Origin of the sequence: Paenibacillus sp. FSL L8-0470 (assembly GCF_038008625.1) — a bacterium.
GTDB lineage: Bacteria > Bacillota > Bacilli > Paenibacillales > Paenibacillaceae > Paenibacillus_AQ.
In genome coordinates this window covers 1,545,427-1,572,009 of the sequence record NZ_JBBOZM010000001.1, presented here as the reverse complement: position 1 = coordinate 1,572,009, position 26,583 = coordinate 1,545,427, and the positions used below count along the sequence as shown (strand labels likewise).

Below are 26,583 nucleotides of genomic sequence, written 5' to 3'. Positions count from 1 at the left end.
ATGCAGTTTTAGCTGCATCGTTTTAAATGCATCATTTTTCTTCCGTTATCAGGTCGCGGAGCCGGAAGCTGGTGATTTTGCCGATTTCGTAGAGCGCCTGCTCCCATTCCTCCGCCACTGAACGGTTGACCCGTTCCCCGATCGCTTCTATGATGTCATCCTTGTTTTTACCGCGTACAGCGAGAATAAAAGGAAAATGAAACTTCTCCGTATACGCCGCATTCAACCTGGTCAACCGCTCGAACTCATCAGGCGTCAGCTGATCCAGACCTGCCCCCTGCTGTTCTGCCGCCGACAGCGGCGTAACCTGCAGCCGTGTGGCCAGATCAGGATGGGACCTCAGCAGCTCCTCAATCCGGCTTCGCTCCGCACTTCGCGCCGTTTCCAGCATGACACCGTGCAGCTGTTCCACGGACTGAAAAGGAATGTACCCGTAAGCCCCCTCTGCCACCCAGGGTGAATGCTCAAATATCCCTCCAAGGGTTTTCACAAATTCCTCTTTGCCAAGCCCATTAATCTTATCCAGCGTTAAAAAATCATCCGGCACAGTCATCGGTCCACCCCGCTTTCTATCGCTTTGTTTACTGCACGCAAGATCCCGCCATAACCCGTGCAGCGGCAAATATTCCCCGACAGCGCTTCTTCCACTTCCTCCTGCGAAGGCGACGGATTCTCCTCCAGCAGGGCGACTACCGAGATCACCATCCCCGGTGTGCAGTAGCCGCACTGAAATCCTCCCTCTTCCAGAAAAGCACGCTGCACGGGATGCAGCCCCGCTTCGCTGAGCCCTTCAATAGTTGTAATCTTCGCTCCCTCGCATTGATAAGCCATCGTCAGGCAAGAGTTGACCGGCCGGCCGTCGATCAGAACCATGCAGGCTCCGCAGCGGCCAATTTCGCAGGATCTTTTGGTTCCGGTAAGCTCCAAATCCTCGCGCAGAATGCTCAGCAGCCGGCGGGCCGGCGGAACCTCTGTAGACAACTCTTGGCCGTTGATGTTGCAGTTCAGTGTGAACCCCGCCCCGGTATCACTCGCTGCCTGCTGTGGTGCAAGCCCGCGTTGACTATCCTTGATGTCCAATTCGTAGTTATCCGACATGCGTCTTCACCGCCTTCTGCGGAATAAACGGCGTAGCCTGCAGCCATTCAGGCTCGATCGGCAGCCGGTTGACCCGTTTGCGGACCGCCTGGAATACAGCAGAAGCGACTGCGGGGGCCAGATTGACCGAACCGACTTCCCCAATGCCGCGGGGGCCGTAAGTATCATGCTCCGGTAAATCTTCAATCGGCTGCACCTGGATGCTGCCGTTCATATCGACAATCGTAGGAACCAGATACGTATCCATGTTCTTCGTTACATAGCTACCGCCAGCCATTACCGCATCTTCCGTTAATGTAAAGCCGATGGCCATACTGCTGCCGCCTTCAATCTGTCCCAGATAGCCTTGCGGATTGGCAACGGGACCTGCCGCTACCGCATGATACTGATCGGTCACGCGGACCCGTCCGGTCAGCAGATTGATCTCCACCTTAACCGCGATGGCGGAATACGTGTACAGAAAATGGGCACCCACCCGTTCCAGCTTGGTGGTCGGATATTTGAACACTGTCTCACAGACAATCGGCTCTGTGATGCTGCGCGCAAGCTCGGTATAGGACAGCAGCAGCCCGCCATCCTTATGCCGGATTCCTCCGGGGCCGGGCTTCAAGCCTTCAACCGCTGCTCCCGTCCTGGCCGCTGCGGCTTCCAGCAGCCGGGCTGTAAAATCCGGATGCAGCCGCTTCAGCGCCATCCACATCATGCTTGTGGAGCGGGAAGCAGTGCTGGAGCCACTGTCCGGCACTACATCCGTATCGCCAATGACGATCCTAAGGTCATCTGCGGCAAATCCGTACTGCTCGATCAGCATCTGCTCCATTGTCGCTATCAGCCCTTGGCCGAACTCCTCGTAGCCGAAGACCGCCTCGATCTTGCCGTCCAGTGCCAGCGACAGCCGTCCGCCTCCCGGATCGGGAATACCGTAACCGAGGCCAGCGCCGTGCATGGCGATCGCCGCGCCGGTGCCGGTCACAATCCACGGCTCCTTCGGCATCGCAGCCGGAATACCTGGAGCCTCTGAATCATCAGCTCCAGTATGAGGCAACTCCGCTTCCTGCATCAGCGGAGATGCCGCCAGTGCCTCCCACACCTGCATCGCCCCGTGCGTCTGGGCGATCTCCTGCCCAAGCGGCCCTGGATCGCCGTAGCGCCGCAAGTTCCGGCGGCGCAGCTCCCACGGATCCAGATTCAACCGTTCAGCTAGGCGGTCTACCTGCCCTTCCAGGGCAAAGATCGCCTGATTGCCGCCAAAGCCGCGGAATTCACCGGATACGCCATTGTTCGTATATACCGCAAAGCCCTCCACCTCCACATGGCGGATTTGATAGGGACCTACCACATGCTCTGTGGCAAAATTCAGCACTTCCGCCCCCAGTGTCGCATAGGCCCCGGTATCGGAAATAATCCGCACCTGATGGGCAATGATCGTCCCCCCGCTGTCGCATCCGGTCTTCATTGTAATCTTCATGGGATGGCGCTTCAGCCCGGCGCGCACCGATTCCGCGCGGGAATTATGCAGCCGGACCGGACGCCGGGTACGCAGTGCGAGCAGCGCTCCATACGGCTGGACATTCAACTCGTCTTTGCCGCCGAACGAACCGCCGATCGGACTGGAAATGACCCGGATATCCTCCTCCGGGAGATTCAGTATCCGCGACAGCTGCCTGCGGTCCATCAGACCATGCTGTGTCGCTGAGTAGACGGTAAGCCTGCCGTTTGACTCCGGGATAAACAATCCGCCTTCGGTCTCCATGTACGTATGCATCTGGCGCGGCGTCCAGTAGGTCTCTTCCACAACATGGGCACAGCCTGCGAACGCCGCTGCCGGTTCGCCCTTGCGGTATTCCGTATGATGAAGCATATTGCCCTCTTCATGCAGCAGGATTGCCTCGGGCTTCATGGCTTCCTCAGCATCCTCCAGCAGCGGCAGCAGCTCATAGTCCACTTCAATCAGCGAAAGCGCATATTCGGCAATTTCGTCGCTGTCCGCAGCTACAGCGGCAATGGCGTCGCCAGTATAACGCACCCGGTCGCTGCAGAAGACCGGCTGATGCGGCAGGGCAATGCCGAAGCCGTTCAGCCCGGGCACATCCTCATGGGTAATGACCGCATGTACTCCAGGAACCTCAAGCGCCTTTGCCGTGCGGATAGACAGAATACGGGCATGAGCCTGATGGCTGCGCAGCACCCGTCCGGTCAGCATCCCTTCGGCGCTCATGTCGGTTAAATACTGCAGCTTGCCGGATACTTTCCCCTGCCCGTCGGGCCGTGTACGCCAGCGGCTTCCGCTGGATTCCTTGTTCAGCAGCATTTCCCCTCACCCCAATCCACCTAATTTTGTATAACAATTACTTTCCTCCGCCTGCTTTCAAGCCCTTCCACAATTCAGAAACGATGAGATTGCCCGCGGTTTTCCGCTTATAGGCTTCGGTGGCAAAAGGATCGCTATATGTGTCAAAACTGTTCTCCACCGCCTCGTACACTGCGGCCATCAGACTGTCGCTGTAGACAGCACCCTCCAGAAGCGCTTCAGCCGCCGGAAGCCGCTGTGGTCTGCCGGTACCTCCGCCTGCTGCAATGCGGACACCGCTCAGGCTGCGGCTTGAGGCATCGAAAGATGCCGTAATAGCTATGGTAACGAGCGAGGCTGTAAAGGCATCCCGCCGCCCCACCTTACGAAAGATCTCCAGCTTACTCTGCCCCCCGTGTTCATGGCCTGCCGAAGGAAAGCGGATCCCGGCAAGAAGTTCTGCTGCCGGCTTCTCTCCGCTCCAGCGGCGTTTCAGCCAGGCCTCGACAGGCTGCACCGAAAGGAATTTGCCGTCGAAGGAGGCCACTTCAGCATCGTAAACCAGCAGCGCCGGGAGAATATCTCCATAACCGGAAGATATATTGCCGCCAAGTGTAGCCAGATTGCGCACTGCGGGTGCGGCGATGTTGCGCGCCGCCTCCTGCACCGCCGGAGCAATCTCCCGCAAATCCCTGTTCTCTCGGCATTGCGACAACGAAACCAGAGAACCTATAGTTAAATAATCTTCGGCGAGTCCGATTTCACCCATCCCGGCGATATTCCGCAAATCAATCATCTGCCGCGGCAGAGGAGCCGTCCCCGCTTCCCATTGCGTCCGCAGCAGCGTTCCGCCGGATACATATACGGCTCCTTCGCCTAATATCGTCTTCAGCTCCCATGCCTCCTGCAGGCTGCGGGGCTGATACACTCCCGGAGGAGCCGGCTTTTCACTCCATATAGCTCCCATCACTTCCGCCTCCTCACCAGTTGGCATTTCTTCCATGCATTATATTCATCTCGCTGATTCAATCACCGCCGCTGCGTCAAAAACGCTGCTCGCGGATATAAGGTGTACCCAGTGACTCCGGCGTGCCGGATGGTTTGTTGCGGTTGCGGTAACCGAGGTACATCAGCACGAGAATCGTTACGACGTACGGAATCATCTTAAGGAAATAAGGCGGAATTGCGCTGCCGAGCAGCTGGAGGCGGAAACCGAGCGAATCCAGTGCACCGAAGAAATAAGCGCAAAAGAGGGCACGCAGCGGATTCCATCTGGCGAAAATCACCAGCCCGACGGCAATCCAGCCGCGTCCTGCCGTGAGGCCTTCATTCCAGGTTGGCGCGTATGCCAGCACCATATCCGCACCCGCAAGGCCGATCAATGCCGCACCGGCTGTCACGTAGCTGTAGCGGATCAGCTGCACGCGGATCCCCATAACATCCGCTGTGGCCGGACTGTCCCCGACCGCACGTAAATGCAGTCCCCAAGAGGTATGGTGAATCAGCAGATGCAGCACCAGAACGAGCAGCAGGCTGAACCAGGTCAGATAATCCATCCTGCCGAAGAGATCTCCTATAACGGGGACTGACTTGACCCAGCCGAGATCCAGCTTCGGCGAAGTTCCCGGCAGCGGCAATCCGCTGATAGACTTGCCCAGATAAGCACTGAGCCCGCTGCCGAACAAGGTCATGGCCAGGCCGGACATCGTCTGGTTCGCCCGGAGTGTGACGGTGAGAAACGAATGCATCAGGCCTAACAAGGCGGTGACGGCCACCGCTGCGAGCAGAGCCAGCAGCAGGCTGCCGCTGCGGATGTAGATGATGCAGGTGGTTACCGCCCCCATCAGCATCAGCCCTTCAGCCCCAAGCTGGATAATCCCAGCACGCTCATTCAGGATGCCTCCCAGTGTAGCCAGCAGCAGCGGCGTTCCGGCGGAGATGGCGGCTATTAATAACTGTGTAGTGAAATCCATGGTTTAACTCCCTTCTCTCAGCAGAAACAGCTATACGCTCCGGCGAAAGCGGAAACGGTGAATCATATCCCCTGCAATCAGGAAGAACAGGATCGAGCCCTGCAGCATTTCCGAAATGGACGAAGGCAGTCCGATGGTCTGCACACTATACCCGCCGACAATCAGGCCGCCGAACAGAATCGAAGTGACAATCAGACCGAGCGGATTCAGCTTGGCAAGCCAGGCGACAATGATCGCAGTATATCCGTAACCCGGAGAAATCCCCTGCATCAGCTTATGTGTAACTCCGGAAACCTCCGCCATTCCGGCAATTCCGGCAAGACCGCCGCTAATCAGCATTACGACAATAATATGGCGTTTGATATGGATACCTGCATAACGGGCAGCCGTCGGATTGGCACCAATCAGCCGCAGCTCATAACCCCAGCGGGTAAACTTAATCATCAGATAATAGATAGCCACGGCGACAAGGCCGAAGATCAGCCCGATGTGCAGCCTTGTGGTACCGAGAACCGGCAGGGACTGGGCGGCGGTAAACATCGGAGAGCCCGGGAAGTTAAAGCCCTTCGGATCTTTCCAGGGTCCGAATACCACATAATCAAGGGCAAGCAGGGCCACGTAGTTCAGCATCAGGGATGTAATCAGCTCATTGACCCCGAAATGCGTCCGCGGAATTGCCGTCATCAGTCCCCAGAGCGCACCTGCGGCAGTGCCGAACACTAACATCAGGGAAATGGACCAGAACGAAGGCAAATCGGGAAAATAAATCGTCACTGCCGTAGCTGCCATCGCTCCGACCGTCAATTGTCCTTCCGCGCCGATGTTCCAGACGGAAATCCGGTAGGCTACAGCAATGCCGAGTCCGCAGAGCAGCAGCGGAATGGCTTTGACCATCGTTTCGGTAAGACCGTAAGAGGTGCCAAAAGCACCGCGGAACATCTTCTCGTATACAACCACGGGACTCATGCCATTGGCGGCAATAAACACCGCGCAGAGCAGCAGGGCCAGAATGACAGACAGAACGGGAGTCCACCACGGAGAGCGGGTTCGGCTTGAATCATACTCCAGCCGCAGCTTCGACCGGTTGCCCGGTTTGGCCGGAACAGGATCAAGCACTGCAGCATTGCTTATATTCTTCGGACTCATACGGCGCTCTCCTCCCTGTTCTGAATCCCGGCCATCAGCAAGCCAATACCCTCTCTATCTGCAGTCTCATGGTCACTCTCCCCAATGATCGAACCGTTATAAATCACCAATATCCGGTCGGATAATTGCAGCAGTTCATCCAGATCCTCCGAGATGAGCAGCACTCCGCTGCCTGAGCCGCGCAGCTCCATCAGCAGTTCATGGACACCGGCTGTCGCACCCACATCCAGACCTTGCGTCGGGTGAACCGCCACCATCAGCTTAGGGTTGTGGCTGACCTCCCGGGCAAACAGCAGCTTCTGCTGATTGCCGCCCGACATTTGCTGGACTGGCGTATCCAGCTCGGGAGTTTTCACATTGAAGCGCTCAACCAGCTCCCGTGACCAGGAACGGTTCTTTGCTGCCTTCAGAAATCCAAGTTTGGAGTGTTCTTCACTGCGGTAGGACTTGAACAGCAGATTGTCCACTGAGCCCAGCCGTCCGGCAAGGCCGCTCTTCATCCGGTTCTCCGGCACATGAGATATTCCCGAATCAATTGCGCCCCGCACCGAAGCCGCTTTTACCGGACTGCCGTCAAATATAATCTCGCCGCTCCGCCAAGTCCTAAGCCCCGTAAGCACTTCCGCCAGCTCCTTTTGTCCATTGCCGGCAACACCTGCAACCCCTACAATCTCCCCTTCGTTTACAGTCAGGGACAAGCCGTCCAGCGCTTTACGGCCGTGATCGGCAGCGACGTCCAAATTCCGTACAACCAGCAGAGCCTCACCTTGGGTAGCTTCCCGCTCCTGGCGGCTGATCGTAACCTCCCGGCCCACCATCAGCCGGGCTAACTCCAGTTCATCTGTCTGCGCCGTGTTCAGCGTAGCGATCATTTTCCCTTTGCGCATAACGGAAATACGGTCGGAAGAAGCCATAACTTCCTTCATTTTATGTGTGGTCATGATCACCGTCTTGCCCGCCTGTTTCATCACCTTCAGCGTTTCGAACAGCTGCTCCGCCTCGCCCGGGGTTAACACGGAGGTTGGCTCATCCAGAATGATGATATCCGCGCCGCGGTACAGCGTTTTGACGATTTCCACACGTTGCTGTTCACCGACAGACAGCTGCCAGATCGGGCAGTCTACCGGAAACATCAGCCCGAAGCGCTCAGCCAGCGCCTCAATCTCCAAATGCTTATTTTTCATCCATTTGCTTCCACGCCAGAAAGACGACTTTTCGCCAAGCACGATGTTCTCCGCTGCCGTGAGACTTTGCACCAGTCTGAAATTTTGAAATACCATGCCTACGCCGAGGGATGCTGCATCCTTGGGGGAACGGATTTTGGCCAGTTTACCGTGAATGAAAAGTTCGCCTTCATCCGCCCGGTATACCCCTGAAAGCATGCTCATGACCGTGCTTTTCCCTGCTCCGTTCTCACCAAGCAACGCATGAATTTCACCCGCATTTGCCGAAAAATCGACTTGATCGCTTGCCGTTACGGCTCCGAACCTCTTCACAATTCCGCGCATTTCAACTGAATGATTCTGCATTATGGGACGCTCCTTTCCTTATACTTGTAGGACGGGTGGGGAAGGTTCCCCTTCCCGGAACCCGCCCCACCCATAGGCCATACTGTATGCAATTGTAGAATACGAATTATTTCGAGATTGTACCTATTACGCCTTTGGCCAGCCATTCCATGGAGAGGACTTCTTCAAGCGTCAGCTTTTGGCCTTCCTGAACCACAACATTGCCTTTGTTATCGGAGATCGGTCCTGTGAACACATCCAGTTCGCCGCTGATGATCTTGGCTTTGGCAGCTTCCACCAGCTGCTTCACAGCATCAGGAACCTTGTTGCCAAACGGCGCAAGCTCTACCATGCCGTCCGCCATATCCCCGGAGTATTGCTCGCTTTTCCACGTTCCATCCATTACGGACTGGACAGCCTTCACGTAATAAGGGCCCCAGTTCCATACAGGGTTGGTCAAATAATTGTCCGGTGCATACTTGCTCATGTCGGAGTCATTGCCTCCGGCAAACGCACCACGTTCTTTGGCCGCCTGCAATGTGGCCGGGGAATCCTGATACGCCAGCAGCACATCCGCGCCTTTATCCAGAAGACTGATTGCCGCCTGGCGTTCGGTTGCCGGGTCATACCAGGTATTCGTCCACACTACATCCACTTTAATGTCCGGGTTGACACTCTGTGCTCCCAGCGTGAATGCATTAAGATTATAGATAACTTCACTGATCGGAAAAGCTCCTACGTAGCCAAGATGATTGTTCTTGGTCATTTCGCCTGCCGCGATACCGCTCAGATAACTCGCTTGATAATTTTTTCCGAAGTAAGTGCCCATGTTCTCCGCTGTTTTGTAGCCGGAGGCATGGAGGAATTTCACGTTGGGGAACTTGCCCGCTACACTCAGTGTGAAATCCATATATCCAAAACTTGTAGTAAATACGATGTCATGGGACTGTGCAAGCTCCGTGATGATCCGTTCTGCATCGGCACTTTCCGGAACATTCTCTACGAAGTCCGCTTTAATGCCGAGCTCTTTCTCCATATACAAACGGCCTTGATCATGCTGATACGTATAACCGCCGTCACCCGGAGGCCCGATATAGACAAAAGCAACCCTCGGCTTCTCTGCTGCCGGCTCTGTTGTTGCCGCCTCTGATGTTGTACCTGCATGGGTTGCCGCCGGTGCTTCTGTTGCATTTGAAGCCGCATTGTTGTTGCTGCCGCAGCCTGCCAGAACTAACGCCATGAGGAACATTAACACGAAGCTGAAAGTAAATCCCTGACCCCTTCTTTTCATAACTCTCCTCCTCCAGGATATCTCTCCTAATGACCGCAGCCATTAATGTATCTCTACTATACTGAGACCTGAAGGTTACGTAAATTTATATAACATACGTTTGTGCCATTTTATAAGAAGCTTAGCTTTTTTTGTGCTTTACGCACTATAAAGGGGCTTATTAAACTTAAAATATGTGATTATTTCTAACATATATCTGTAAACCACTCAAACCATGTCAGCTTCCACTCCTAATGCTCCATTCCTTGCGGATCTCCCCAAAATCCATTTCTGTGTCAGCATCCATAAAGCAATGGGCGGAATCCGTCTCCAGCACCATCCCCTTATAATCGGGCGAACGCAAAATCCCAGCCGCGCCTTTGTCGCCGTCCAGTCCCTGGAGCACCGTGAACATCTCTTTGGAAAAGAGCGCCGGCGGCATGGCCAGACCTTCATGGGTGCTGGCTACATAGTCCAGCCCCGGATTCCGCTCATAAGTGTCTATCAGCCGGTTCACCAAAGACGCCGTAATAAACGGCTGGTCAGCCAAAGCCACGATGGCAGCGTCAGGCTGCATAGGCAGGATCGCATTCAACCCGCAGCGCAGGGAAAAGGATAAGCCCAAGTGGGCGGTCAGGCAGGTTTCCGTACGCCTAGTGCTCCGCTCACCGGCTGGAGGCAGCCATTTGAGGTCATCATCGGCCCGCACGACAACAATTAATGGCGAAAGGGTGCAGCGGTCCAGTTCACTGAGCGCGACGCTCCCGAGTGACACCTCTTGCGACAATTGAAGTGACACCTTGGATACTCCCATTCGTCTGCTCTGCCCTGCTGCCAGATAGATACCGGCTACTTTCAACGCTCTCCACTCCTTTCAGCAGCTCACGCGAGCCTGCCCTTCTGATTTGAATAATCTCGGCCACAATGCTGACTGCAATTTCCTCCGGCCCTTCCGCGCCGATAGACAGCCCTACAGGAGCGTGCAGCGATGCAGGCGGCTCCAGTCCCTCCAGCAGCAGCGCAACCCGGGCCTTGGAGCCGATGATTCCGATATAACGCGGAGACAGCGGCAGAAGACTTTCCAGAAACTGCCGGTCGCGCTGGGATTGATGGCTGCAGATCAGCACATAATCCTCCCTGGTTATTCTAAGACATGCTCCTGCCTCGGATGGGGAACAAATCACCCGTTCGGCCCCGGGAAATTCATGCTGCAGGCTGCCTTCCCGCCAGTCGGCGACGGCAATCCGAAATCCGGATTTTGCCGCAAGATCCGCCACGGGACAGGAATCCTGTCCACCGCCAAAGATAACAAGCCGTGGCTTCGGCACGAATAGAGTGTTGAAGAGTTCGAGGGACGGACCGGCCGCTGCCGATGTTCCGGGAAGCGGACTCCGCCCTTTTTTCACCAGACAACTCACTCCTGCACTGCTCTGATTAGAAGATGATTGTCGTTCAACGCCGAAAGTTTCTACAGTATACCGGTATCCTGCAGCGGCAGCTTCACGAAGAAGCATCAGGTTCTCACCTGCGGCCATCCGCACGTAGATTTTTTCCAATAGCCGGCGCAGCTCTCCACGGACCGGTTCAAGTATCACTTTGATTTTGCCGCCGCAGCCGACAGCCTCCCCCCAGGAAAAATCATCGGGAGACAGCATGTCATACTCCACCAGCTCCGGAAGGCCGTGTTCCCAAACCTCCTGCGTACGAAGCGCCAGGTCGCTCTCCAGACATCCGGGACTAAGACTGCCCAGTGTTCCTCCTGCAAAAAACAGCATAGCCGCTCCCGGTTTCCGGTAAGAATGACCTTCCACCCCAATCAGGGTTGCAAGCACCGCAGGGGCAGCATTGTCGTGGATGTGCAGTACAATATCATGTGTACTCATATAGCTTGCTCCCTCCTCCGTAATTCCGCCCGTTCAGGGTGGCGGCTCTTGTGTCATACATTTCGCAACAGCCGCTCAGGTTTCGCGCTCCAGCATTTTGCGGAACAGGAATACCAGCTTCAGCCTCATCAAATCATTGATCTTCTTGAAATCGACATCCAGCAGCTCGCTGAGCTTCTCGATCCGGTAGGTTGCGGTATTGCGGTGAATGAACAGCTTTTTGGCTGTCTCGTTTACATGGCCGTCATTGTCCAGATAGACCTCCAGCGTGTGCAGCATTTCCTTGATATATTCCGGCTCCCGGCTCAACAGCCCGCGCAGGCTGCCGTTGCAATATTTTTCCATCGTTTCTGCCGGTATCTGGTTCAGCAGAAGATTCAGCTCAAGCTGTCTGTAATGCACCACATTTCCGTGCGCACCCCAGTGCTGCACCATACCCATACATTCCTTGACCTCTGCAAAAGCTTCCTTCAGACCTTCCGGCTTAACCTTGGTGCTGCTCACAGCTGCCCGCGGATAATAACCCTTGCCGAACTTGAGATTATGAAAACAATCATTGATCAGCTCACGGAACTGGTCGGGACTGTGTTGACCCGCAGGATACAGCGAGAGCAGACCTTCATCCACAACGACATGAATAGCTTTCAATCCCCTCAGTACCGGATGCTCGATGAACTCTTCCTTAAGGCGGAGCAATTCGCCTTGTCTGGATTCCCCGGTGGCGGCCGTATCGGTTAGCAGCAGCTGGAAAGAGGCTTGCAGCAGCGTCACCTCCAGCCTGGCGGCAGCCTGGGACAGATCGTTACACGACAATCCGCCGCTCAGGCAACGGCGCAGCAGTCCACTGAACTCCCGGTGCTCGGCATGCTCGAAATAGTCCTCATAACCCGCATGAATATGATAAGAAATCAGTTCAGCTCCTTGAACAAACAGGCTTTCTTCTACAGGCAGCAGCAGAGGATCAATAGAACAATATAAAAGATAACCTGTGCATTTCTCCCCTTGCAGCAGCGGGATACGGAAACCAACCTTGTCACCGATGCGGAAGCGCCCATTGCGGTTCTGCCAAGGCCAGCCCTCCAGCAGCAGCGCCGCTGAATACTCCGAATTGTTGTAAATAGCGTCGCCCCGGGCACTGATGACCGCCAGCGGGTAACCGATCACCCCGGAAACGGAGTCAAATAACGGACCGCAACGTCCCGAACGGAGCGCAAACCGCATCAGCTTCCGCTGCTTCTCCATCATGCTCTGCAGCACGCTTGTGCTGCGCGACAGCTCGGCGCGAAACAGGCCGTTCATCTGGTCGGAGAACGTAAATTGGAACGGCAGCTCGATCAGCGGAAAGTTCAGCGATTCCGCTTCGGCTACGAGCCTCTCCGGAACAGCGTCCCAGAAACGGCCCAGCTTGATGCCAAGGCCGGCGGAGCCGCGTCGGTTCAGCGTCTGCAGCAGTGCGGAGGCATCCTGGGGACTATCCTTGATCAGATAAGCTGTTGTAAGCAGCATCTCTCCTTCTTTGATCCAATCTGAGATATCAGGGGCATCCATCACATTAATCGACTTGATGATCCGGTGTTTCCCCTTGGCTCCGGCAATCAGTCTGGCTTCGGATAAAGGATAAATGGACAACGCTTCTTCAACCGTAAGATGCATGCCACCCCTCCTCATACAAGTTCATAGATAATGAATTCCGTATTTATGTTACTTTATGTAACATTATAAATAAAATGAACCGTTATGGAAAGAAAAAATTGAAAATATCAGTTGTCAATGTAAGTAAAGATGACATATATCGCAAAGTTTAACTATTGCTTATGGACCGTCTGCAAATTCATGGGAAAGCAGCCTGTTAATTATTGTTTATCGCATCGCATGGGCATGGCAACCATGAGATTTGCAGCAGCTGACTGCCCTTCGGCTCCTCAACGTTCGATAATTGCACTCTGTACAGTTAAATAGTGAATTTCTCCCGCCACGCAGCCTTTAATTGTATTCCGTACATCTATTTGAGCTGATTTTAGCCGAAAGTCTCAAATTCACTGTTTTTAATTGTACAGACTACATCTATTCTCTGGTTTCCGATTGAATTAGCTCAGATAGTTGCAGAGAATACATCTAAATCATTCATTGTCCAAAACGCATACAAGTGGAAACGGCTTCGCCGTCCTCAAAAGGGCGGTATCCATTCCAGCAAGAAATAGAAGGATAATTTATAGCGTGAAGCCTATAAATACTTATATTTGCAAAAAACTCCCGCTCTCCGCCAACAGCGGAGCCGGAAGTTCTGTGATGCCATGCCCCTGCGCTTATTGCCATAACCGCCGGACCCATGAGAGCAGGCGGAGATCCTGTCCACGTCCGCCAATCACGGACAATCCCAGCGGCAGCCCGCCGGGACCCGCCACAGGCAGCGTTACCTGCGGCAATCCTGCCAGCCCGGCAATGCAGTTGAGCATCATCGCCCCGCTGCGGTTCAGTTCCAGCTGCCGCAGGTCCCCGCCGCGCAGCGGGGCGGGACCAGGCACGGTAGGGATGACGAGACAGCCGTCCTCCCCGAGCAAATGACGCAGCCGGGACGTTATGTCGTCACGTTGGGACTGCGCCCAACTGTGATCCTGCCCGGCCACACTTGCCGCCCAAGCAAAGCGGGCAGCAATGTCTGGCCCAAAAACCGGCTGCTCCCGCTCGATCCAGGCTCCGTGGGTCGCCCAGATTTCAGCACCCTGCAGCTCGCGGAACACATCCATCCAGCTTGTTAATCCTTCCGGCGAAACTTTAGCCTCCAGCACTTGCCCCACTCCTGCCTGGAGAAGGTCCAAACCTTGCTTCAGGCTGGCCGAACTGTCCGGCCCAGCCAAGGCCCAGCCATCCATGCCAATGTACAGCTTGGCCATTCTGCTTCCCTCCGGCACATCGCAAGCGTATGAAGCAGGGACGGCAGCTGCCTTCAGGAGGGGATGTTGCATGACTGGCTCTCCGGGATGCCCTGGTTCACGTCCCCTGGCATGCCCTTGTACATGTCCCCCAGTATAGCCCTGTACATGTCCTCCGGCAGACTCACCGTTACACTCCGGGCCGTCCCCTCCATAAATCACCCGGCCACATTCCGGGTACTGTCCTACACGCGCGCCATCCCGCTCCACACTTTGCTGCAGGCTATTACTCTTCCCGGAGGAATCCTGCGTTTCTCCCGCTCCGCCCTCCACTCTCCCGAGCAGAACCTCGCCTACCCGCAGCAGTATTCCGGCGCTGTCTGCGATCCAGCCCACAGTATCAAAACCCGGCGCCAGCGGGATTACCCCGCCTATCTCCACCGCCCCGTGGGTCGGGCGGAAGCCATAAACGCCGCAGTACGCCGAAGGAACACGGATAGACCCGCCTGTATCGGTCCCCAAGGCAAAATCCACGCTTCCGGAGGCTACGGCCACCGCCGAGCCGCTGGAGGAGCCTCCGGGAATACGTCCCTCCGCACGCGGGTTGACCGGTGTGCCGTAATGATAATTCTCCCCGCCCAGGCTGTACATCAGTTCATCGGTATGGGCGGCACCGCGCAAGGAGGCACCTGACTGCAGCAATGTCCATACGGCTGCGGCATGCGCCGATGATGGCGCATGACTGCGCAGCCAATGCGGATTGCCTGCGGAAGAGCGGTGTCCGGAGACAGCGAACACATCCTTAACGGCAAAGCTCAGCCCATTCAGCTTGCCACGCGCAAGGCCCGGCACCTCCAGCTCCGGGTCAATAAATGCGCCGAAACGGTTATTAAGGACCATCTCTTCCCTCCTCCTCCCGGACAGTCCGGGGAGCTTCATTGTTTACTCTTACTTGTTGCCAGCTCTACCAGCCGATGGCTGCTCCGTCGCAGCGCGGATCAGTGCCGCCGCTGCGGTAACCGTTGCCATCGATGGCAATCGCATGGGCATGCCCCATGATTCCATCATAGTCTGCGGCTTGGCGGACCAGATGACCGGCCCCGGCCAGCTCTTCGAGCACTTGCGGAGCTACCCGCTTCTCCACCTTCAGTTCCTGGGTCGGTTCCCCCCAGGTCCTGCCCCAGACGAACCGCGGCGCATTCACCGCCTCCTGCGGATTCATGCCATACTGCAGCATCCGTGTCAGCAGCAGACTCTGCGTCTGCGGTTGCCCCTCCCCGCCTTGCGTGCCGTAGAGAATGGCCGGCTTGCCGGCTTGGCAGGCCATGGCTGGCATCAGCGTGTGGAAAGTGCGCTTATGCGGTTCAAGCGTATTGACATGCGAAGGGTCCAGCGAGAAGAAGGAGCCTCTATTCTGCAGCAGAATCCCTGTATCCCCGGCGACCGTTCCCGAGCCGAATTCAAAATACAGGCTTTGGATAAACGAGACGGCGTTCCCCTCCCCGTCAACTACAGCGGCATAAGCCGTATCCCGGCCAACCGGCTCGCCGCCAAGCGCAGCCGCCCGGCGGAGCGAAATGGAATCGGCCAGCTCCACGGCATACTGCTTATCCAATAGCCGCTCCAGCGGAATAGAGCGGAATTCAGGATCAGTCAGCACCTGATCCCGGTCCCTAAAGCTCAGCTTCAGCGCTTCAACCAGCAGATGATAGTACTCGAAAGACCCATGCTCAATCTCTGCGAGATTAAACCGCTCCAATATGTTCAGCGCCATCAGCGCAGTGAAGCCCTGCGAATTCGGGGGCACCTGATATACCTGATGCCCATGGTAATCCGTGGAGATCGGCTCCACCCAATTGCCCTGATGGTCGGCAAAATCATCACGGGTGAGATATCCTCCGGAAGCCAGCATATCCTTGCTTATCTCCTCTGCAATCCCGCCCTTGTAAAAAGCATCACGCCCTCCCGCCGCCAGCGTCCGCAGCGTCCGGGCCAGCTGCTTCTGTACAAACTTCCCGCCGGCCCTCGGAACCTTGCCGCCGGGCAGATACACCGCCGCCGCGCAGGGGGACAGCGCGGCTCCCGCCAGTATGCTGTTGCCGTGTTGATCCGGCGACAGCGGAAACCCACCGGTGGCGTAGCCGATTCCCGGCTCCAGCACCTCCGCCAGGGTCAGGCGGCCATACTGGCGCTGGACCGCCTCCCAGCTGTCCGCCATTCCGGGCACCGTAATGGCGCTGCGCACACCCCGCCGGGGAATGGCACTTTCCCCGGCATAGCAGTCTCTGCGGACGCCGTAGCCGGATCGTCCGCTGCCGTTGTAGGCCCGGACGCGCCCTTCACCGGCGCTGTAGGTCAACCAAAAAGCATCGCCGCCAAGGCCCGTCATATGCGGATAGACCACCGCGAGCGTGGCGCTGACCGCTACCGCAGCGTCAAAGGCATTGCCGCCGCGCTCCAGAATACGCGCTCCGGCGGCAGAGGCCAGATAATGGGGACTGACCACCATCGTTTTCGTACCGATTACCGGCCCTATTGTCATGACTCCCAGCTCCATTCCCATGTCAATCAAGTTAGTGCCATTTAACAGCAGATCAAAAACCCCTGTCAATCGGTTACGCACAAACTCAAATTCCCCGGCATTATTTTGTGAACGGTGCACAAAGATTTATCGAAATACACCCTATCCTGTAGTTGCAGTCATACAAATTGATATAGAATGGGCACAAAAAAGCTAAAGTCTGTTTATCCCGGAGGAGGAATCCCGTGAAATCCATCAGTAACGAATATGTACAGATAGCCGCCGCGATGTTCAGGACGGGAATTCTCGGCTATGGCGGGGGCCCCTCCGTAATTCCACTGATCCGGCATGATGCCGTAACCCGCTATTCCTGGCTGAGTGATGATGAATTCGGGGAGACGCTGGCCATCGCAAATGCCTTGCCCGGGCCCATCGCCACCAAGATGGCGGCATATCTCGGCTACAAGCTTAAAGGGGTAAAAGGTGCGCTACTTTCCGTACTGGTGCATATTCTGCCTAGCTGTATTGCGATGATTGCCCTGTTATCCGCGGTGAATTATTTAAGCGGCTCCAAGGTAGTGGCAGGCATGATTGCTGCTGTCTCTCCCGTGATTGCAGTGATGCTGGGAATGATGGCTTACGAGTTCGCGCAAAAAACGTTCAAAGGATTGGGGAAATGGATCGGGGCTGCTTTCCTGCTGCTGGCACTGGTACTGCTTGAGGGGCTTCACCTGCATCCTGCCATCGTGATCGTACTTTTTCTTGGCTATGGAACGGTTCATTACCGGATACTGGCAAAGAAAAATAAAGGAGGAACCGCCTGATGGAATGGCTCAAACTGATTTACGGCTTTTTTATGGCCAATCTGCTGGGCTACGGCGGCGGCCCCTCCTCCATTCCGCTGATGTACGAAGAGATCGTGCCGCATTACGGCTGGCTGAACGATGAAGAATTCTCCAATATGCTGGCGCTCGGCAACGCCCTGCCCGGACCGATTGCGACCAAAATCGCCGCTTACGTCGGCTATGACGTCTATGGCTGGTTGGGACTGAGCGCTGCTCTCGCTGCTACGGTTCTGCCCTCCGCTGCCGCACTGATCATCCTGCTCGGCGTGATGCAGAAATACAAGCATTCACCCGTCGTTAAAGGAATGACCTTGCTTGTACAGCCGGTGATTGCCATAATGATGGCCGTCCTGACTTTCAAAATGGCCAGAGGTCCGGCGGACCTTATCGGCATCTGGCAGACGCTGATCATTGCCGCAATTGCCTTTTGGGCTATGAAGCGGCTGAAGCTGCATCCCGCACTCGTGATTCTTGCCGCTTTTGCTTATGGAGGGCTGGTACTCCGGTATAAGGTCTAGCGGCGTCTGCCGCAAGGACCTCCTATTTCAAAATGTACTGCGAAAGCACCGACTGAACCTCATAGATATTGACAGATTTATTGAATGTCTTCTTCAGCGGCAGTGAGCTGCCGGATACATAAAGACACAGCTCTGCATCCAGATCAAAGTGCCCCGCCGTCTCCACCGAATAATGGGAGATGTTTTGGTAGGGAATGGAGTGATATTGCGTTTTTTTGCCGGTGATCCCCTGCTTGTCAACGAGAATCAGCCGCCTGTCGGTAAAAATGAACATATCCCTGATCAGCCTGTAGGCCCGCTCAATTTTTTCATGGGGGGTCAAAATCCGCGCGTATTCACGCTGCACTGCCGCCAGATCAACCTGCGTTGCATTGCCCAGCAGTCCATTAAAAAGCGCCATCACTGTTCCTCTTTCCTGTTGCTGATTTGGTGAGCTGCCTCAGCCATATAACATCCTATTGTGCAATTCCAATTATATGCTGTGGTTCATTCCGCTTTTTTTCTATTGCTATTATTGCGGATATTAGGTAAACTACTGTTAAATTTGTATCGAAGGAGGTGTAGAGGAATGGATCGCAATTGGACCAACAGTGTTATTAGCCGGCTGCCTATCGCTATGGCTGGCATCGTTCATGTAAATGCCGACAACGGGAGAAGTCTGTCCATTTACAAGAATTTAATAACACTACACAATTGTGAAATGCCTTTCCTGCCTACACTTCAACGGGTCTCATAAACCGGAGAACAACCAGGCCGCGGGGAAATTTCCCTGCGGTCTTTTTTTGTTCCATGATGTCCTCCTGGAGGCATCCCCTTTGAAAGACAGCGGAGACAGGGCATTCTTAAAAGGAGAATACCTATGATCATTTCATGTCAAAACGTCCAAAAATACCACGGTGCCCAGCTTGTGCTGAGCGATATCACCTTCGATATCCGCCAAGGTGAGAAAATTGGCCTGATCGGCCGCAACGGCTGCGGCAAAACCACCCTCTTCCGTCTGCTGAGCAGTGAAGAACGCCCCGATCAAGGGCAAATCTCCATCCGCAGAAACAGCATCATTGGCCTGCTCTCACAGATCCAGGAAGCGGACGGCGACGAGACGGTGTATGCCGTGCTCCAGCGCAGCTTCGCGAAACCCCTGGAGTGGCAGCAGCGCCTGCGGGAACTGGAGCAGGAAATGTCCGGACTGAACGCCGGAACGGACGAACAGGACTGGAACAGGCTGCTCAAGGAATACGGCAGTCTGCAGGAGAAGTTCGAAGCAGCCGGAGGTTATGAGATTGAAGCCTCAATCCAGCGTGTAGCGGCAGGCCTTGGAATCGGAACCGGGCAATACGACCGCCGGTTCGCTTCCCTCTCCGGCGGGGAGAAGACAAAGGTCGGCCTCGCCGAGCTGCTGCTGCGCCGTCCCGATATCCTGCTGCTGGATGAGCCGACCAACCATCTGGATATGGAGGCCATAGAATGGCTGGAGCAGTTCCTCCAGACTTATGACGGCACAGTCCTTGCAATCTCTCATGACCGCTATTTCCTGGATGCCGTAGTGAAGAAGGTCATCGAGATTGAAGATGGCGAAGCCATCACGTATCACACGAATTACAGCGGATACCAAGTGGAGAAAGAAGCCCGTCTGCTTCAGCAGTTCGCCGATTACCAGGAACAGCAGAAGAAAATCAAGCAGATGCAGGAGAGCATCAAACGGCTGATTGAATGGGGCAACCGTTCCAATCCGCCGAACCCTTCCTTCCACCGCCGGGCGGCCTCCATGCAGAAGGCGCTGGACCGGATGGTCAAGGTCAAACGCCCAATTTTGGAGCGCAAATCGATGGATTTGCAGCTGCAGCAGGATGACCGGACCGGCAACCAGGTCGTCATCCTCGACCGGATCACCAAAGGTTACGGTAACCGCAGGCTGTTCTCAGAGGCCAGTGATATCCTGCGATATGGCGAGACTACCGCACTGATCGGCGGCAATGGCGCGGGCAAGAGTACGCTGCTGCGGATGATACTCGGCCAGGAGTCCCCGGATAGCGGAAGCTGCACCCTTGGATCAAGAGCTGTCATTGGTTATCTTGCCCAGGAGGCAGTGCCGGAGGGCGGCGGACAATCGGTGCTGCGCTATTTCCGGGAGGAGGCCGGACTTGAGGAAGGCGAAGCCCGCGGGCAGCTTGCCCGGTTCCTCTTCTACGGCAGCGATGTGTTCAAGGACATCACCAATCTCTCAGGAGGCGAATGGACACGGCTGCGTTTCGCGATACTGATGCACCGCCGTCCAAATCTGCTCATTCTGGATGAGCCGACCAACCATCTGGATATTGATTCCCGAGAAGCACTGGAAGAAGCGCTGGAGGAATTTCCCGGCACGGTGCTGGCGGTTTCCCATGACCGTTATTTCATCAACCGCTGCTTCGGCAAGCTCTGGGCGATTGATCAAGGCCGCTTCACCTCCTTCTCCGGAAATTACGAATATTATAAGGAAAAGCAGGCTGAGAAGGCTGCCGCTGCAAGGCTGCAAACCGAAATGAGCGGCCAAGGCTGCAAACAAGTGGCGAAGCCGGATACATTGCCCAAATCCAAAGTCCCTGCTGAAATAGCTGAGGCTGCGGGTTCACAATTTGGCCTCCCGGCAAAAACCGGGTCCAAACCTGAACGGTCCACCGATTCCCGCAAGCAGCGCTCCGGTATCTCCTGGGAGCAGGAAATAGCCGCAGCAGAGGCGCAATTAGGCCTTATTGATGCTGAGATGCTGAATCCCGTTATCGCCAGTGATGCGGGAAAACTGGCTGAGCTTCAGCATACTAGAGATGCCGCACAGGAGAAGCTGGATGACCTCTATGCGTCCTGGTTGAGCGAAGCAGAGACACACCAATAACATTTTAAACATAGAGAAAGCAAAGGTGATAACCATGACAGACACTCCGGCCGTGGAGGCCTATTGGAATACTTATATTAAAGCCCATCCCGAAGCTGCAGAACTGTATGACAGCGCGTGGTCCTTTGGCGACAATCCCCGGCTTGCCAACGAGTTGCTTGAGCTGGTGCTGAAAGGAATTAAGACGGGAACCGCCTCCGATTATGATTTGAACGAAATCCGGGGACTCACTCAGCCCTTTGCCCATGGCCACTCCATCCTTCTGGATGCCAGCGGCGAACCGCGGGCAATCATCGAAACTATAAAGGTAGAAGTCATTCCTTTTGACGAGGTAACTGCGGAGTTTGCCTATTCCGAAGGCGAGGATGACCGCAGCCTGGAATCATGGCGCTACAATCATGAGCTGTATTTTACGAGGGAACGCAAAGCCTATGGCAAACCCTTCGATCTTCAGATGAAGGTGGTCTGCGAGAATTTTCAGATTGTCGATATCAGACAGCCCCAGTAATTCTTATATTTCCAAAAATGGCTGGGCTTCCTTATGTTAAGGAGGCACAGCCGTTTTTTGTTCATTGCTTATGTATACACCCTTGTATCGTCCCGAAGTTGAAATAAGTTATGATCCATTAAAAAAGGCCGCTTCCTCATAACGAAGAGACAGCCTTCATTGTATAGTTACAATTAGTGTAAGTAGAATCCTTAGGATTAAGGTTTAGTGCCAGATCCCCATGATCCAGCCAACCACCGAGATCCATAAAGGAATGCTAATCAGAATGCCCCAGACCAGTCCGGTAGCAATATTACCTTCTGCAGGACGTGTTGCATTCTCCTGCGTTAGCGGAAGTCTTAACTCTTCTTGTTCCATGCGATCCCCTCCTAAATTTCTTATCGACACAGTAGAGGAAAAAATGTAGACCGCCTGACCCAAAAAGTTGTGTTTCCAAATATTTTTTAGATACAAAGGCTCAGCGGTCCTTCTATGGAAAGGCTTACATAATTAATATTAACCAATTTTTGTCTCAATTAAAACTTATATTTTATCTATTTCGTACATTATATGCAATTAACTAGTCCAAAATTACCGGCTTCTGCGGATCGTGCAAGAATTGAAACATGGTTCGCAGCTGCTCCGCCGTATTCCGCTCCACAGACAGCTCAGGCAGCTCATCCTCAGCGAAAAAATCCACCTCGCTGGTCTCCACGCCTTCCGCTGCCTCCCCGCCGACAATCGTGCACAGGATAAACATTTTGTAGACATGATAAGGCTCCGGGGGATGATTATGGAATTTCTTATCCAGCACGGCCAGCAGACGGACTGCTTCCGCCTGAAAACCCGATTCCTCGGAAATTTCCTTGACGACTACCTCGCTCGGAGACAATCCAATATCGGCCCAGCCGCCGGGAAGCGCCCAATTGCCGTCCAGCTTCTCGCGGACCAGCAGAATTTTCCTCTCACGGAAAATAACGCCGCGCACATCTACCTTCGGTGTGCTGTACCCGCCTTCACCTGCAAAAGAGAGCCGGATCCGCTCCTTGCTCTCAAACGTATAATTCGCCAGAATGTCCACGCTCAGCTCACGCAGTGCTTCATAACGTTCGATGTCGTACACGTCTTTGGCGTAGGTAAGACCTGTCTGGGCAATTCCTTGAATCTCCTTCGCCCAAGCTAACCATTTCGGTTCCATAATTTTATCGCCTCCATTAACATATCAAAAAGGATTATTGGCATAGCATTAAATGACGGGAGAACATCCCCTTTTTAGCAACACAGCGGTCGATAATTTCAAATCCTGCTGTCTCTATCATCTCATCCATCGCTTCGATAGCCACGATGACAACCCTGTCTGCAATCCGGCGGGCGTTCACGAGTATGGCATACTGTTCCTCAGGGGTAATGCTGGAATATAGATTGTAAGGCATATCCACGATGGCTGTGTCATAATGTTCCTCAATGTCTGCAATATCTCCCAGCACCACTTCAGCCTCGAAGCCAAAATGAGCAATATTCGTCCGCGCTCCCGCCGCAATAAAGGGATTGATATCACGGCCAACGATATTGATACCCATCGACAGCGCCTCTACCATTACTGTACCGATGCCGCAGCAAGGATCAATGACTTTGACTCCTGCCGGATTTGGGACCGCCATATTGACAGCCGCACGGGCCACTCTTGTGCTGAGCGCAATGGAATAGCTGCGCGGTTTTTTCATTTGCCGGAACCAGGTTGCCTTGTTCTTGTGATAAGCCCCGAAGTACCAGCGGCCGCCCAGCGTTACTATACCAAATACAAGCTGCGGATGGTTCACATCCGCTTCTCCTTCTATCCGCAAGCCGATTTCCCGCTCAATAATTCTGCGTTCATCATACTCTATTTTATCCGCAGGGGACAAATCATTGGTCTTCACAAAAATCACCTTGAAGGTTTTGCCGTTCAACTCCACCTGCTCGGTCTGCTTATAAATTTCCCGCAGGCTGTCCCCCCCGTACATCACGTCAATCCGTTCCTTAATAAAAGGGCTGCGGCTGACATCCGCTTCAATCTCACTCGCAAAAATGGCAGGCGGGATCTCCCGGCCAAACAAGCAGCGCAGCTCCATTCCGCATAAAGAAATCTCGTCCTCCGAGCATGCATAAGTATAGATATACGCGGGATTCACGCCCTTATTAGGCATGTTTGCTTCTTCTTTCAGATCTGTATATGAATTCAATGACACGTTATTCCGCTCCTATCGCTCCCGCTGCTGGCGGGGCTTCTGTTTCATTTAGATTTTCTGCTGTATCGGCACCGGAATGCCCGTTGTCATAGCTGATCCTTGCCCCGGCGATTTCTTCACGCTTTCCGTTAACCCATTCAACAAGGGCGGTCAGCGGTTCCAGCAAGGACTCGCCCAATGCTGTAAGACCATATTCAACGGTCAGAGGCACGGTAGGCGTCGCTTTGCGCCAGACGATTCCGTCCCGCTCCAGATGGCGGAGCGTTTGGGTAAGCATACGCTGCGAAATTCCGCCTGAGCGCCGCTGCAGCTCCTTGAACCGCAAAGATTCCACACCTAAATTCACGATAATCAGCACACTCCATTTATCTCCAACCCGGTCCAGAATCTGCCGGGCTAAGCTGCAGTCCTCAAGCATCGGCAGCTGACCGTCTTGCTGAGTCAATAATCGATCCATTATGGTTACCTCCATGTAACTTGAGCATATAATAGTGCCTTCTTGCTGCACAAGCCAACTAAGTTTATCATGGTTACTGTTAGTAATCAACAACCGGAAGGGAACTGATATTAAGTGAAAACAATCGCTATCGTAGGGGCCGGTCCGGGACTCGGACTCTCCATTGCCAAGAAATTTGGTACAAACGGCTTTCAAGTCGCTTTAATTTCCCGCAATGCGGACAAGTTAAATCCTCTGGTGGACGAATTAAAGGGGCTGGGCATCGAAGCGGCCGCCTTCCCTGCTGATCTTTACAATAAAGAACAATTAACTTCCGCTTTCCAGGGGATCAAAAAAAAGTATGGCTTCATCGACGTGCTGGAATTCAGTCCAACCAGCGGCAATTATCCGCCGACTCCGGCATCACAGGTTACGGAAGAAAATGCACTTGATGCGTTCCAGGCACTGGTAGTAGGCGCTATCCGCAGTGTGGAGCAGGTCTTGCCGGAAATGCTGGCCAAAAAAGACGGGGCTATCCTGTTCACAACCGGCCTCTCTTCCCTCTATCCCATACCGATGATGGGCAATATCGGTATTGCGCTAAGCGGGCTGCGCAACTATGCCAACAACCTGCACACCGACCTTGCTCCTCAAGGGATTTATGTCGCTCACTTAGCGCTGGGTGTATTCATTAAGCCAGGTACAGCTACAGACCCGGGTCTTATCGCTGATGCATGGTATGATTTATACACAAGCAAGTCACAAGCCGAGGATACCTTCCCGCAAGGTGTCACTCCGGCCACAATTATCTGGTAAGCCATTTCACCAATCCATTTTGATCCATAGTGAGTTCTCCAGTATAATGGAAGCATTACACTGCCAAACCATGACGGCGGTGCGTTGCCCTGAGCTCTAGGCTCAGGGCTTGTACTGCCTGTTTTGCGCAGCGAACTCCAAGGAGGTACATATCACTATGTCTTATGAAACTTATTTTCAAACTGAGCGTGAAGCTCAGCTTGCCGAATTGAAGGAATGGCTGGCCATCCCCAGCATTTCCGCCCTGTCCGTACACAAGGAAGACGTCAATTCAGCCGCACATTGGCTGATGGATACACTGAAGCGCGCCGGGCTGGAGAATATCGAAATCCATCCCACAGCGGGCCATCCAGTAATCTATGCCGATTATCTTCACGCGCCGGGCAAGCCGACCATTCTGGTATACGGCCACTATGATGTCCAGCCGGTTGATCCGCTTCATTTGTGGACTACCCCTCCGTTTGAACCGGAAATCCGTGACGGCAAGCTGTACGCACGCGGAGCAACAGATGATAAGGGTCAGGTCTTTATGCATATCAAAGCAATCGAAGCCATTCTTAAGCAGGAAGGCACCTTGCCGGTCAATATCAAGCTGTGTATTGAAGGCGAGGAAGAAATCGGCAGCGTGAATCTGCCGCCATTCCTGGAAGCAAGCAAGGACAAACTGGCTGCAGATGCCGTGCTTGTCTCGGATACAGCCCTGCTGGAACGCGGACGCCCTGCCATCTGCACCGGGCTGCGCGGATTGTGCTCACTCGAAGTCAGCGTAAACACCGCATTGACAGACCTGCATTCCGGCTCCTACGGCGGCGGTGTGCCAAATGCGCTGCATGCACTCGTTTCCCTGCTGAGCTCGCTGCATGATGGCAACGGCCGTGTTGCCGTCGATGGTTTTTACGATGGCGTCCCTGAGCTTTCTCCTTTGCTGCGTGAGGAGTTCGCCAAACAGGGTGTGAATGAAGAGAAGATCAGAGAAGCCCTCGGCCTTGAACAGCTGTACGGCGAAGAGGGATACAGTTTTGTAGAGCGTGTCGGCGCCCGTCCAACCCTTGAACTTAATGGGGTTTACGGCGGTTTTCAGGGTGAAGGCAGCAAGACGGTCATCCCTAAGGAAGCCCATGCCAAGATCACCTGCCGCCTTGTCGGCGACCAGGATCCGCAGCATATTCTGGATGTTGTTGAAGCTCATCTGAAAGCGAATATCCAAGCCGGAGCGAAACTGCATGTGAAACAAATGGAAAAAGCGCGCGCCTTCAACATCGACCCGTCGAATCCGATTCTGCAGACTGCGGCAGACGCTTTTGGCAAGGTATACAGCACTCGTGCACTCTTCACCAAAGACGGTGGATCCATTCCAATCATGGAAAGTTTCTCGCGTATCCTCCAAGCACCGGTTGTTCTGATGGGCTTTGGACTGGATGACGAAAACCTGCACGCTCCAGATGAACATTTCAATCTGGAGAATTTCGATAAGGGACTGCTTACGATTGTTGAGTTCCTGAAGACAGTTTAAACAAGAAGCCATTCTCCGCCGAGAGTTGAATATCTAAAAAGGCCGGATTTCCCGTTATTGAGGGAAGCCCGGCCTTTTTCTCTGATTCATTTATAGCCATTAAGTAGAACAATCCCAACCCGCTGTGCAAAATAAAAAACCCTTGCATAACAAGGATTTCGAAGTTAAGTGTATGGAGCGGGTGATGGGAATCGAACCCACGCTATCAGCTTGGAAGGCTGATTATAGCTATAGTCATAACTTCCCGAAGTTGGACAAATGTACGTCAGATATCGTTTTTTGTATATGTTAATAGTCAGGTTTAGT

At 54.3% G+C, this 26,583-nt stretch carries 25 protein-coding genes; 7 read left to right on the top strand and 18 right to left on the bottom strand.

Annotated features, from left to right (window positions below):
• Nucleotides 1–31 precede the first annotated feature (31 nt).
• The 13 genes from uraD to ggt all read right to left on the bottom strand — a co-directional run bounded on the left by uraD (nucleotide 32) and on the right by ggt (nucleotide 16,583).
• A complete protein-coding gene (gene uraD / locus NST99_RS07420) occupies nucleotides 32–553 on the bottom strand; it encodes a 2-oxo-4-hydroxy-4-carboxy-5-ureidoimidazoline decarboxylase (protein ID WP_341090787.1) in 522 nt (173 codons plus the stop codon).
• Nucleotides 550–1,098 (bottom strand): (2Fe-2S)-binding protein, encoded by a 549-nt coding sequence (locus NST99_RS07415; RefSeq protein ID WP_341090784.1) that lies wholly within the window; start codon nucleotides 1,096–1,098, stop codon nucleotides 550–552. Before NST99_RS07415 ends, uraD begins: the two co-directional genes overlap by 4 nt.
• The gene (pucD, locus tag NST99_RS07410; RefSeq protein WP_341090782.1) at nucleotides 1,088–3,409 is read right to left on the bottom strand and encodes a xanthine dehydrogenase subunit D; all 2,322 of its coding nucleotides are present in this window, start codon (nucleotides 3,407–3,409) and stop codon (nucleotides 1,088–1,090) included. The genes NST99_RS07415 and pucD overlap by 11 nt, the downstream gene beginning before the upstream one ends.
• A 37-nt stretch (nucleotides 3,410–3,446) precedes the next feature.
• On the bottom strand, nucleotides 3,447–4,355 hold the full coding sequence (locus NST99_RS07405; RefSeq protein ID WP_341090778.1) for an FAD binding domain-containing protein: 909 nt from the start codon (nucleotides 4,353–4,355) through the stop codon (nucleotides 3,447–3,449).
• Nucleotides 4,356–4,431: 76 nt separating this feature from the next.
• Complete coding sequence (locus NST99_RS07400; protein WP_341090776.1) at nucleotides 4,432–5,361, bottom strand: ABC transporter permease; 930 nt, start codon at nucleotides 5,359–5,361, stop codon at nucleotides 4,432–4,434.
• A gap of 30 nt (nucleotides 5,362–5,391) precedes the next feature.
• Nucleotides 5,392–6,507, bottom strand: coding sequence for an ABC transporter permease (locus NST99_RS07395; RefSeq protein WP_341090773.1), 1,116 nt, complete (start codon nucleotides 6,505–6,507; stop codon nucleotides 5,392–5,394).
• Nucleotides 6,504–8,036 (bottom strand): ABC transporter ATP-binding protein, encoded by a 1,533-nt coding sequence (locus tag NST99_RS07390; RefSeq protein ID WP_341090772.1) that lies wholly within the window; start codon nucleotides 8,034–8,036, stop codon nucleotides 6,504–6,506. Before NST99_RS07390 ends, NST99_RS07395 begins: the two co-directional genes overlap by 4 nt.
• A 106-nt stretch (nucleotides 8,037–8,142) precedes the next feature.
• A complete protein-coding gene (locus NST99_RS07385) occupies nucleotides 8,143–9,306 on the bottom strand; it encodes a BMP family ABC transporter substrate-binding protein (protein ID WP_341090770.1) in 1,164 nt (387 codons plus the stop codon).
• A 217-nt stretch (nucleotides 9,307–9,523) separates the two neighbouring features.
• Nucleotides 9,524–10,084 carry an NTP transferase domain-containing protein gene (locus tag NST99_RS07380; RefSeq protein ID WP_341090767.1) on the bottom strand — a complete coding sequence of 187 codons (561 nt, stop codon included), beginning with the start codon at nucleotides 10,082–10,084 and terminating at the stop codon, nucleotides 9,524–9,526.
• A complete protein-coding gene (locus NST99_RS07375; RefSeq protein ID WP_341090765.1) occupies nucleotides 10,032–11,168 on the bottom strand; it encodes an XdhC family protein in 1,137 nt (378 codons plus the stop codon). Before NST99_RS07375 ends, NST99_RS07380 begins: the two co-directional genes overlap by 53 nt.
• Nucleotides 11,169–11,243: 75 nt before the next feature.
• Nucleotides 11,244–12,821: a PucR family transcriptional regulator gene (locus NST99_RS07370; protein ID WP_341090763.1), complete on the bottom strand. Its 1,578-nt coding sequence runs from the start codon at nucleotides 12,819–12,821 to the stop codon at nucleotides 11,244–11,246.
• A gap of 653 nt (nucleotides 12,822–13,474) precedes the next feature.
• The gene (locus NST99_RS07365; protein ID WP_341090759.1) at nucleotides 13,475–14,941 is read right to left on the bottom strand and encodes an amidase family protein; all 1,467 of its coding nucleotides are present in this window, start codon (nucleotides 14,939–14,941) and stop codon (nucleotides 13,475–13,477) included.
• A gap of 64 nt (nucleotides 14,942–15,005) precedes the next feature.
• Nucleotides 15,006–16,583 (bottom strand): gamma-glutamyltransferase, encoded by a 1,578-nt coding sequence (ggt, locus tag NST99_RS07360; protein WP_341097582.1) that lies wholly within the window; start codon nucleotides 16,581–16,583, stop codon nucleotides 15,006–15,008.
• Between the two features lie 224 nt (nucleotides 16,584–16,807).
• On the opposite strand from ggt, the gene NST99_RS07355 reads away from it, so the two are divergent.
• On the top strand, nucleotides 16,808–17,386 hold the full coding sequence (locus NST99_RS07355; RefSeq protein WP_341090758.1) for a chromate transporter: 579 nt from the start codon (nucleotides 16,808–16,810) through the stop codon (nucleotides 17,384–17,386).
• Nucleotides 17,386–17,925, top strand: coding sequence for a chromate transporter (locus NST99_RS07350; protein WP_341090756.1), 540 nt, complete (start codon nucleotides 17,386–17,388; stop codon nucleotides 17,923–17,925). The genes NST99_RS07355 and NST99_RS07350 overlap by 1 nt, the downstream gene beginning before the upstream one ends.
• A 22-nt stretch (nucleotides 17,926–17,947) precedes the next feature.
• On the opposite strand, the gene NST99_RS07345 is transcribed toward NST99_RS07350, so the two are convergent.
• A complete protein-coding gene (locus NST99_RS07345) occupies nucleotides 17,948–18,325 on the bottom strand; it encodes a PH domain-containing protein (protein ID WP_341090754.1) in 378 nt (125 codons plus the stop codon).
• Nucleotides 18,326–18,493: 168 nt separating this feature from the next.
• Here NST99_RS07345 and NST99_RS07340 point away from each other — a divergent pair, with 168 nt between their 5' ends.
• From NST99_RS07340 to NST99_RS07330, 3 genes are all read left to right on the top strand, one after another.
• Nucleotides 18,494–18,661: a hypothetical protein gene (locus NST99_RS07340; RefSeq protein WP_341090752.1), complete on the top strand. Its 168-nt coding sequence runs from the start codon at nucleotides 18,494–18,496 to the stop codon at nucleotides 18,659–18,661.
• A 123-nt stretch (nucleotides 18,662–18,784) separates the two neighbouring features.
• Nucleotides 18,785–20,797 (top strand): ribosomal protection-like ABC-F family protein, encoded by a 2,013-nt coding sequence (gene abc-f, locus NST99_RS07335; RefSeq protein ID WP_341090750.1) that lies wholly within the window; start codon nucleotides 18,785–18,787, stop codon nucleotides 20,795–20,797.
• A gap of 34 nt (nucleotides 20,798–20,831) precedes the next feature.
• The gene (locus tag NST99_RS07330) at nucleotides 20,832–21,305 is read left to right on the top strand and encodes an ASCH domain-containing protein (protein ID WP_341090747.1); all 474 of its coding nucleotides are present in this window, start codon (nucleotides 20,832–20,834) and stop codon (nucleotides 21,303–21,305) included.
• 204 nt (nucleotides 21,306–21,509) lie between these two features.
• Here NST99_RS07330 and NST99_RS07325 read toward each other — a convergent pair whose 3' ends face one another.
• The 4 genes from NST99_RS07325 to NST99_RS07310 all read right to left on the bottom strand — a co-directional run bounded on the left by NST99_RS07325 (nucleotide 21,510) and on the right by NST99_RS07310 (nucleotide 23,969).
• A complete protein-coding gene (locus NST99_RS07325; RefSeq protein WP_179091807.1) occupies nucleotides 21,510–21,662 on the bottom strand; it encodes a hypothetical protein in 153 nt (50 codons plus the stop codon).
• Between the two features lie 202 nt (nucleotides 21,663–21,864).
• Complete coding sequence (locus NST99_RS07320; RefSeq protein WP_341090745.1) at nucleotides 21,865–22,482, bottom strand: NUDIX hydrolase; 618 nt, start codon at nucleotides 22,480–22,482, stop codon at nucleotides 21,865–21,867.
• Between the two features lie 34 nt (nucleotides 22,483–22,516).
• Complete coding sequence (locus NST99_RS07315; protein ID WP_341097581.1) at nucleotides 22,517–23,470, bottom strand: TRM11 family SAM-dependent methyltransferase; 954 nt, start codon at nucleotides 23,468–23,470, stop codon at nucleotides 22,517–22,519.
• A 43-nt stretch (nucleotides 23,471–23,513) separates the two neighbouring features.
• Nucleotides 23,514–23,969 (bottom strand): winged helix-turn-helix transcriptional regulator, encoded by a 456-nt coding sequence (locus NST99_RS07310; protein ID WP_341090743.1) that lies wholly within the window; start codon nucleotides 23,967–23,969, stop codon nucleotides 23,514–23,516.
• Nucleotides 23,970–24,083: 114 nt separating this feature from the next.
• Between NST99_RS07310 and NST99_RS07305 the strand changes: the two genes are divergently transcribed.
• Together NST99_RS07305 and NST99_RS07300 are read left to right on the top strand one after the other, a co-directional pair.
• Nucleotides 24,084–24,764 (top strand): SDR family NAD(P)-dependent oxidoreductase, encoded by a 681-nt coding sequence (locus NST99_RS07305; protein ID WP_341090741.1) that lies wholly within the window; start codon nucleotides 24,084–24,086, stop codon nucleotides 24,762–24,764.
• A 157-nt stretch (nucleotides 24,765–24,921) separates the two neighbouring features.
• On the top strand, nucleotides 24,922–26,277 hold the full coding sequence (locus NST99_RS07300; protein ID WP_341090739.1) for a dipeptidase: 1,356 nt from the start codon (nucleotides 24,922–24,924) through the stop codon (nucleotides 26,275–26,277).
• Nucleotides 26,278–26,583 lie beyond the last annotated feature (306 nt).

Excerpts from the sequence above, each read along its gene's own strand:
- uraD (WP_341090787.1), bottom strand. The coding sequence starts at position 553 with ATGACTGTGCCGGATGATTTTTTAACGCTGGATAAGATTAATGGGCTT.
- NST99_RS07385 (WP_341090770.1), bottom strand. The coding sequence starts at position 9,306 with ATGAAAAGAAGGGGTCAGGGATTTACTTTCAGCTTCGTGTTAATGTTC.
- NST99_RS07415 (WP_341090784.1), bottom strand. The coding sequence starts at position 1,098 with ATGTCGGATAACTACGAATTGGACATCAAGGATAGTCAACGCGGGCTT.
- NST99_RS07330 (WP_341090747.1), top strand. The coding sequence starts at position 20,832 with ATGACAGACACTCCGGCCGTGGAGGCCTATTGGAATACTTATATTAAA.
- NST99_RS07395 (WP_341090773.1), bottom strand. The coding sequence starts at position 6,507 with ATGAGTCCGAAGAATATAAGCAATGCTGCAGTGCTTGATCCTGTTCCG.
- ggt (WP_341097582.1), bottom strand. The coding sequence starts at position 16,583 with ATGACAATAGGGCCGGTAATCGGTACGAAAACGATGGTGGTCAGTCCC.
- NST99_RS07340 (WP_341090752.1), top strand. The coding sequence starts at position 18,494 with ATGGATCGCAATTGGACCAACAGTGTTATTAGCCGGCTGCCTATCGCT.
- NST99_RS07365 (WP_341090759.1), bottom strand. The coding sequence starts at position 14,941 with ATGGTCCTTAATAACCGTTTCGGCGCATTTATTGACCCGGAGCTGGAG.
- NST99_RS07300 (WP_341090739.1), top strand. The coding sequence starts at position 24,922 with ATGTCTTATGAAACTTATTTTCAAACTGAGCGTGAAGCTCAGCTTGCC.
- NST99_RS07345 (WP_341090754.1), bottom strand. The coding sequence starts at position 18,325 with ATGGCGCTTTTTAATGGACTGCTGGGCAATGCAACGCAGGTTGATCTG.
- NST99_RS07320 (WP_341090745.1), bottom strand. The coding sequence starts at position 22,482 with ATGGAACCGAAATGGTTAGCTTGGGCGAAGGAGATTCAAGGAATTGCC.
- NST99_RS07405 (WP_341090778.1), bottom strand. The coding sequence starts at position 4,355 with ATGGGAGCTATATGGAGTGAAAAGCCGGCTCCTCCGGGAGTGTATCAG.
- NST99_RS07390 (WP_341090772.1), bottom strand. The coding sequence starts at position 8,036 with ATGCAGAATCATTCAGTTGAAATGCGCGGAATTGTGAAGAGGTTCGGA.
- NST99_RS07350 (WP_341090756.1), top strand. The coding sequence starts at position 17,386 with ATGGAATGGCTCAAACTGATTTACGGCTTTTTTATGGCCAATCTGCTG.
- NST99_RS07325 (WP_179091807.1), bottom strand. The coding sequence starts at position 21,662 with ATGGAACAAGAAGAGTTAAGACTTCCGCTAACGCAGGAGAATGCAACA.
- NST99_RS07310 (WP_341090743.1), bottom strand. The coding sequence starts at position 23,969 with ATGGATCGATTATTGACTCAGCAAGACGGTCAGCTGCCGATGCTTGAG.
- NST99_RS07315 (WP_341097581.1), bottom strand. The coding sequence starts at position 23,470 with ATGCCTAATAAGGGCGTGAATCCCGCGTATATCTATACTTATGCATGC.
- abc-f (WP_341090750.1), top strand. The coding sequence starts at position 18,785 with ATGATCATTTCATGTCAAAACGTCCAAAAATACCACGGTGCCCAGCTT.
- NST99_RS07370 (WP_341090763.1), bottom strand. The coding sequence starts at position 12,821 with ATGCATCTTACGGTTGAAGAAGCGTTGTCCATTTATCCTTTATCCGAA.
- NST99_RS07375 (WP_341090765.1), bottom strand. The coding sequence starts at position 11,168 with ATGAGTACACATGATATTGTACTGCACATCCACGACAATGCTGCCCCT.
- NST99_RS07400 (WP_341090776.1), bottom strand. The coding sequence starts at position 5,361 with ATGGATTTCACTACACAGTTATTAATAGCCGCCATCTCCGCCGGAACG.
- pucD (WP_341090782.1), bottom strand. The coding sequence starts at position 3,409 with ATGCTGCTGAACAAGGAATCCAGCGGAAGCCGCTGGCGTACACGGCCC.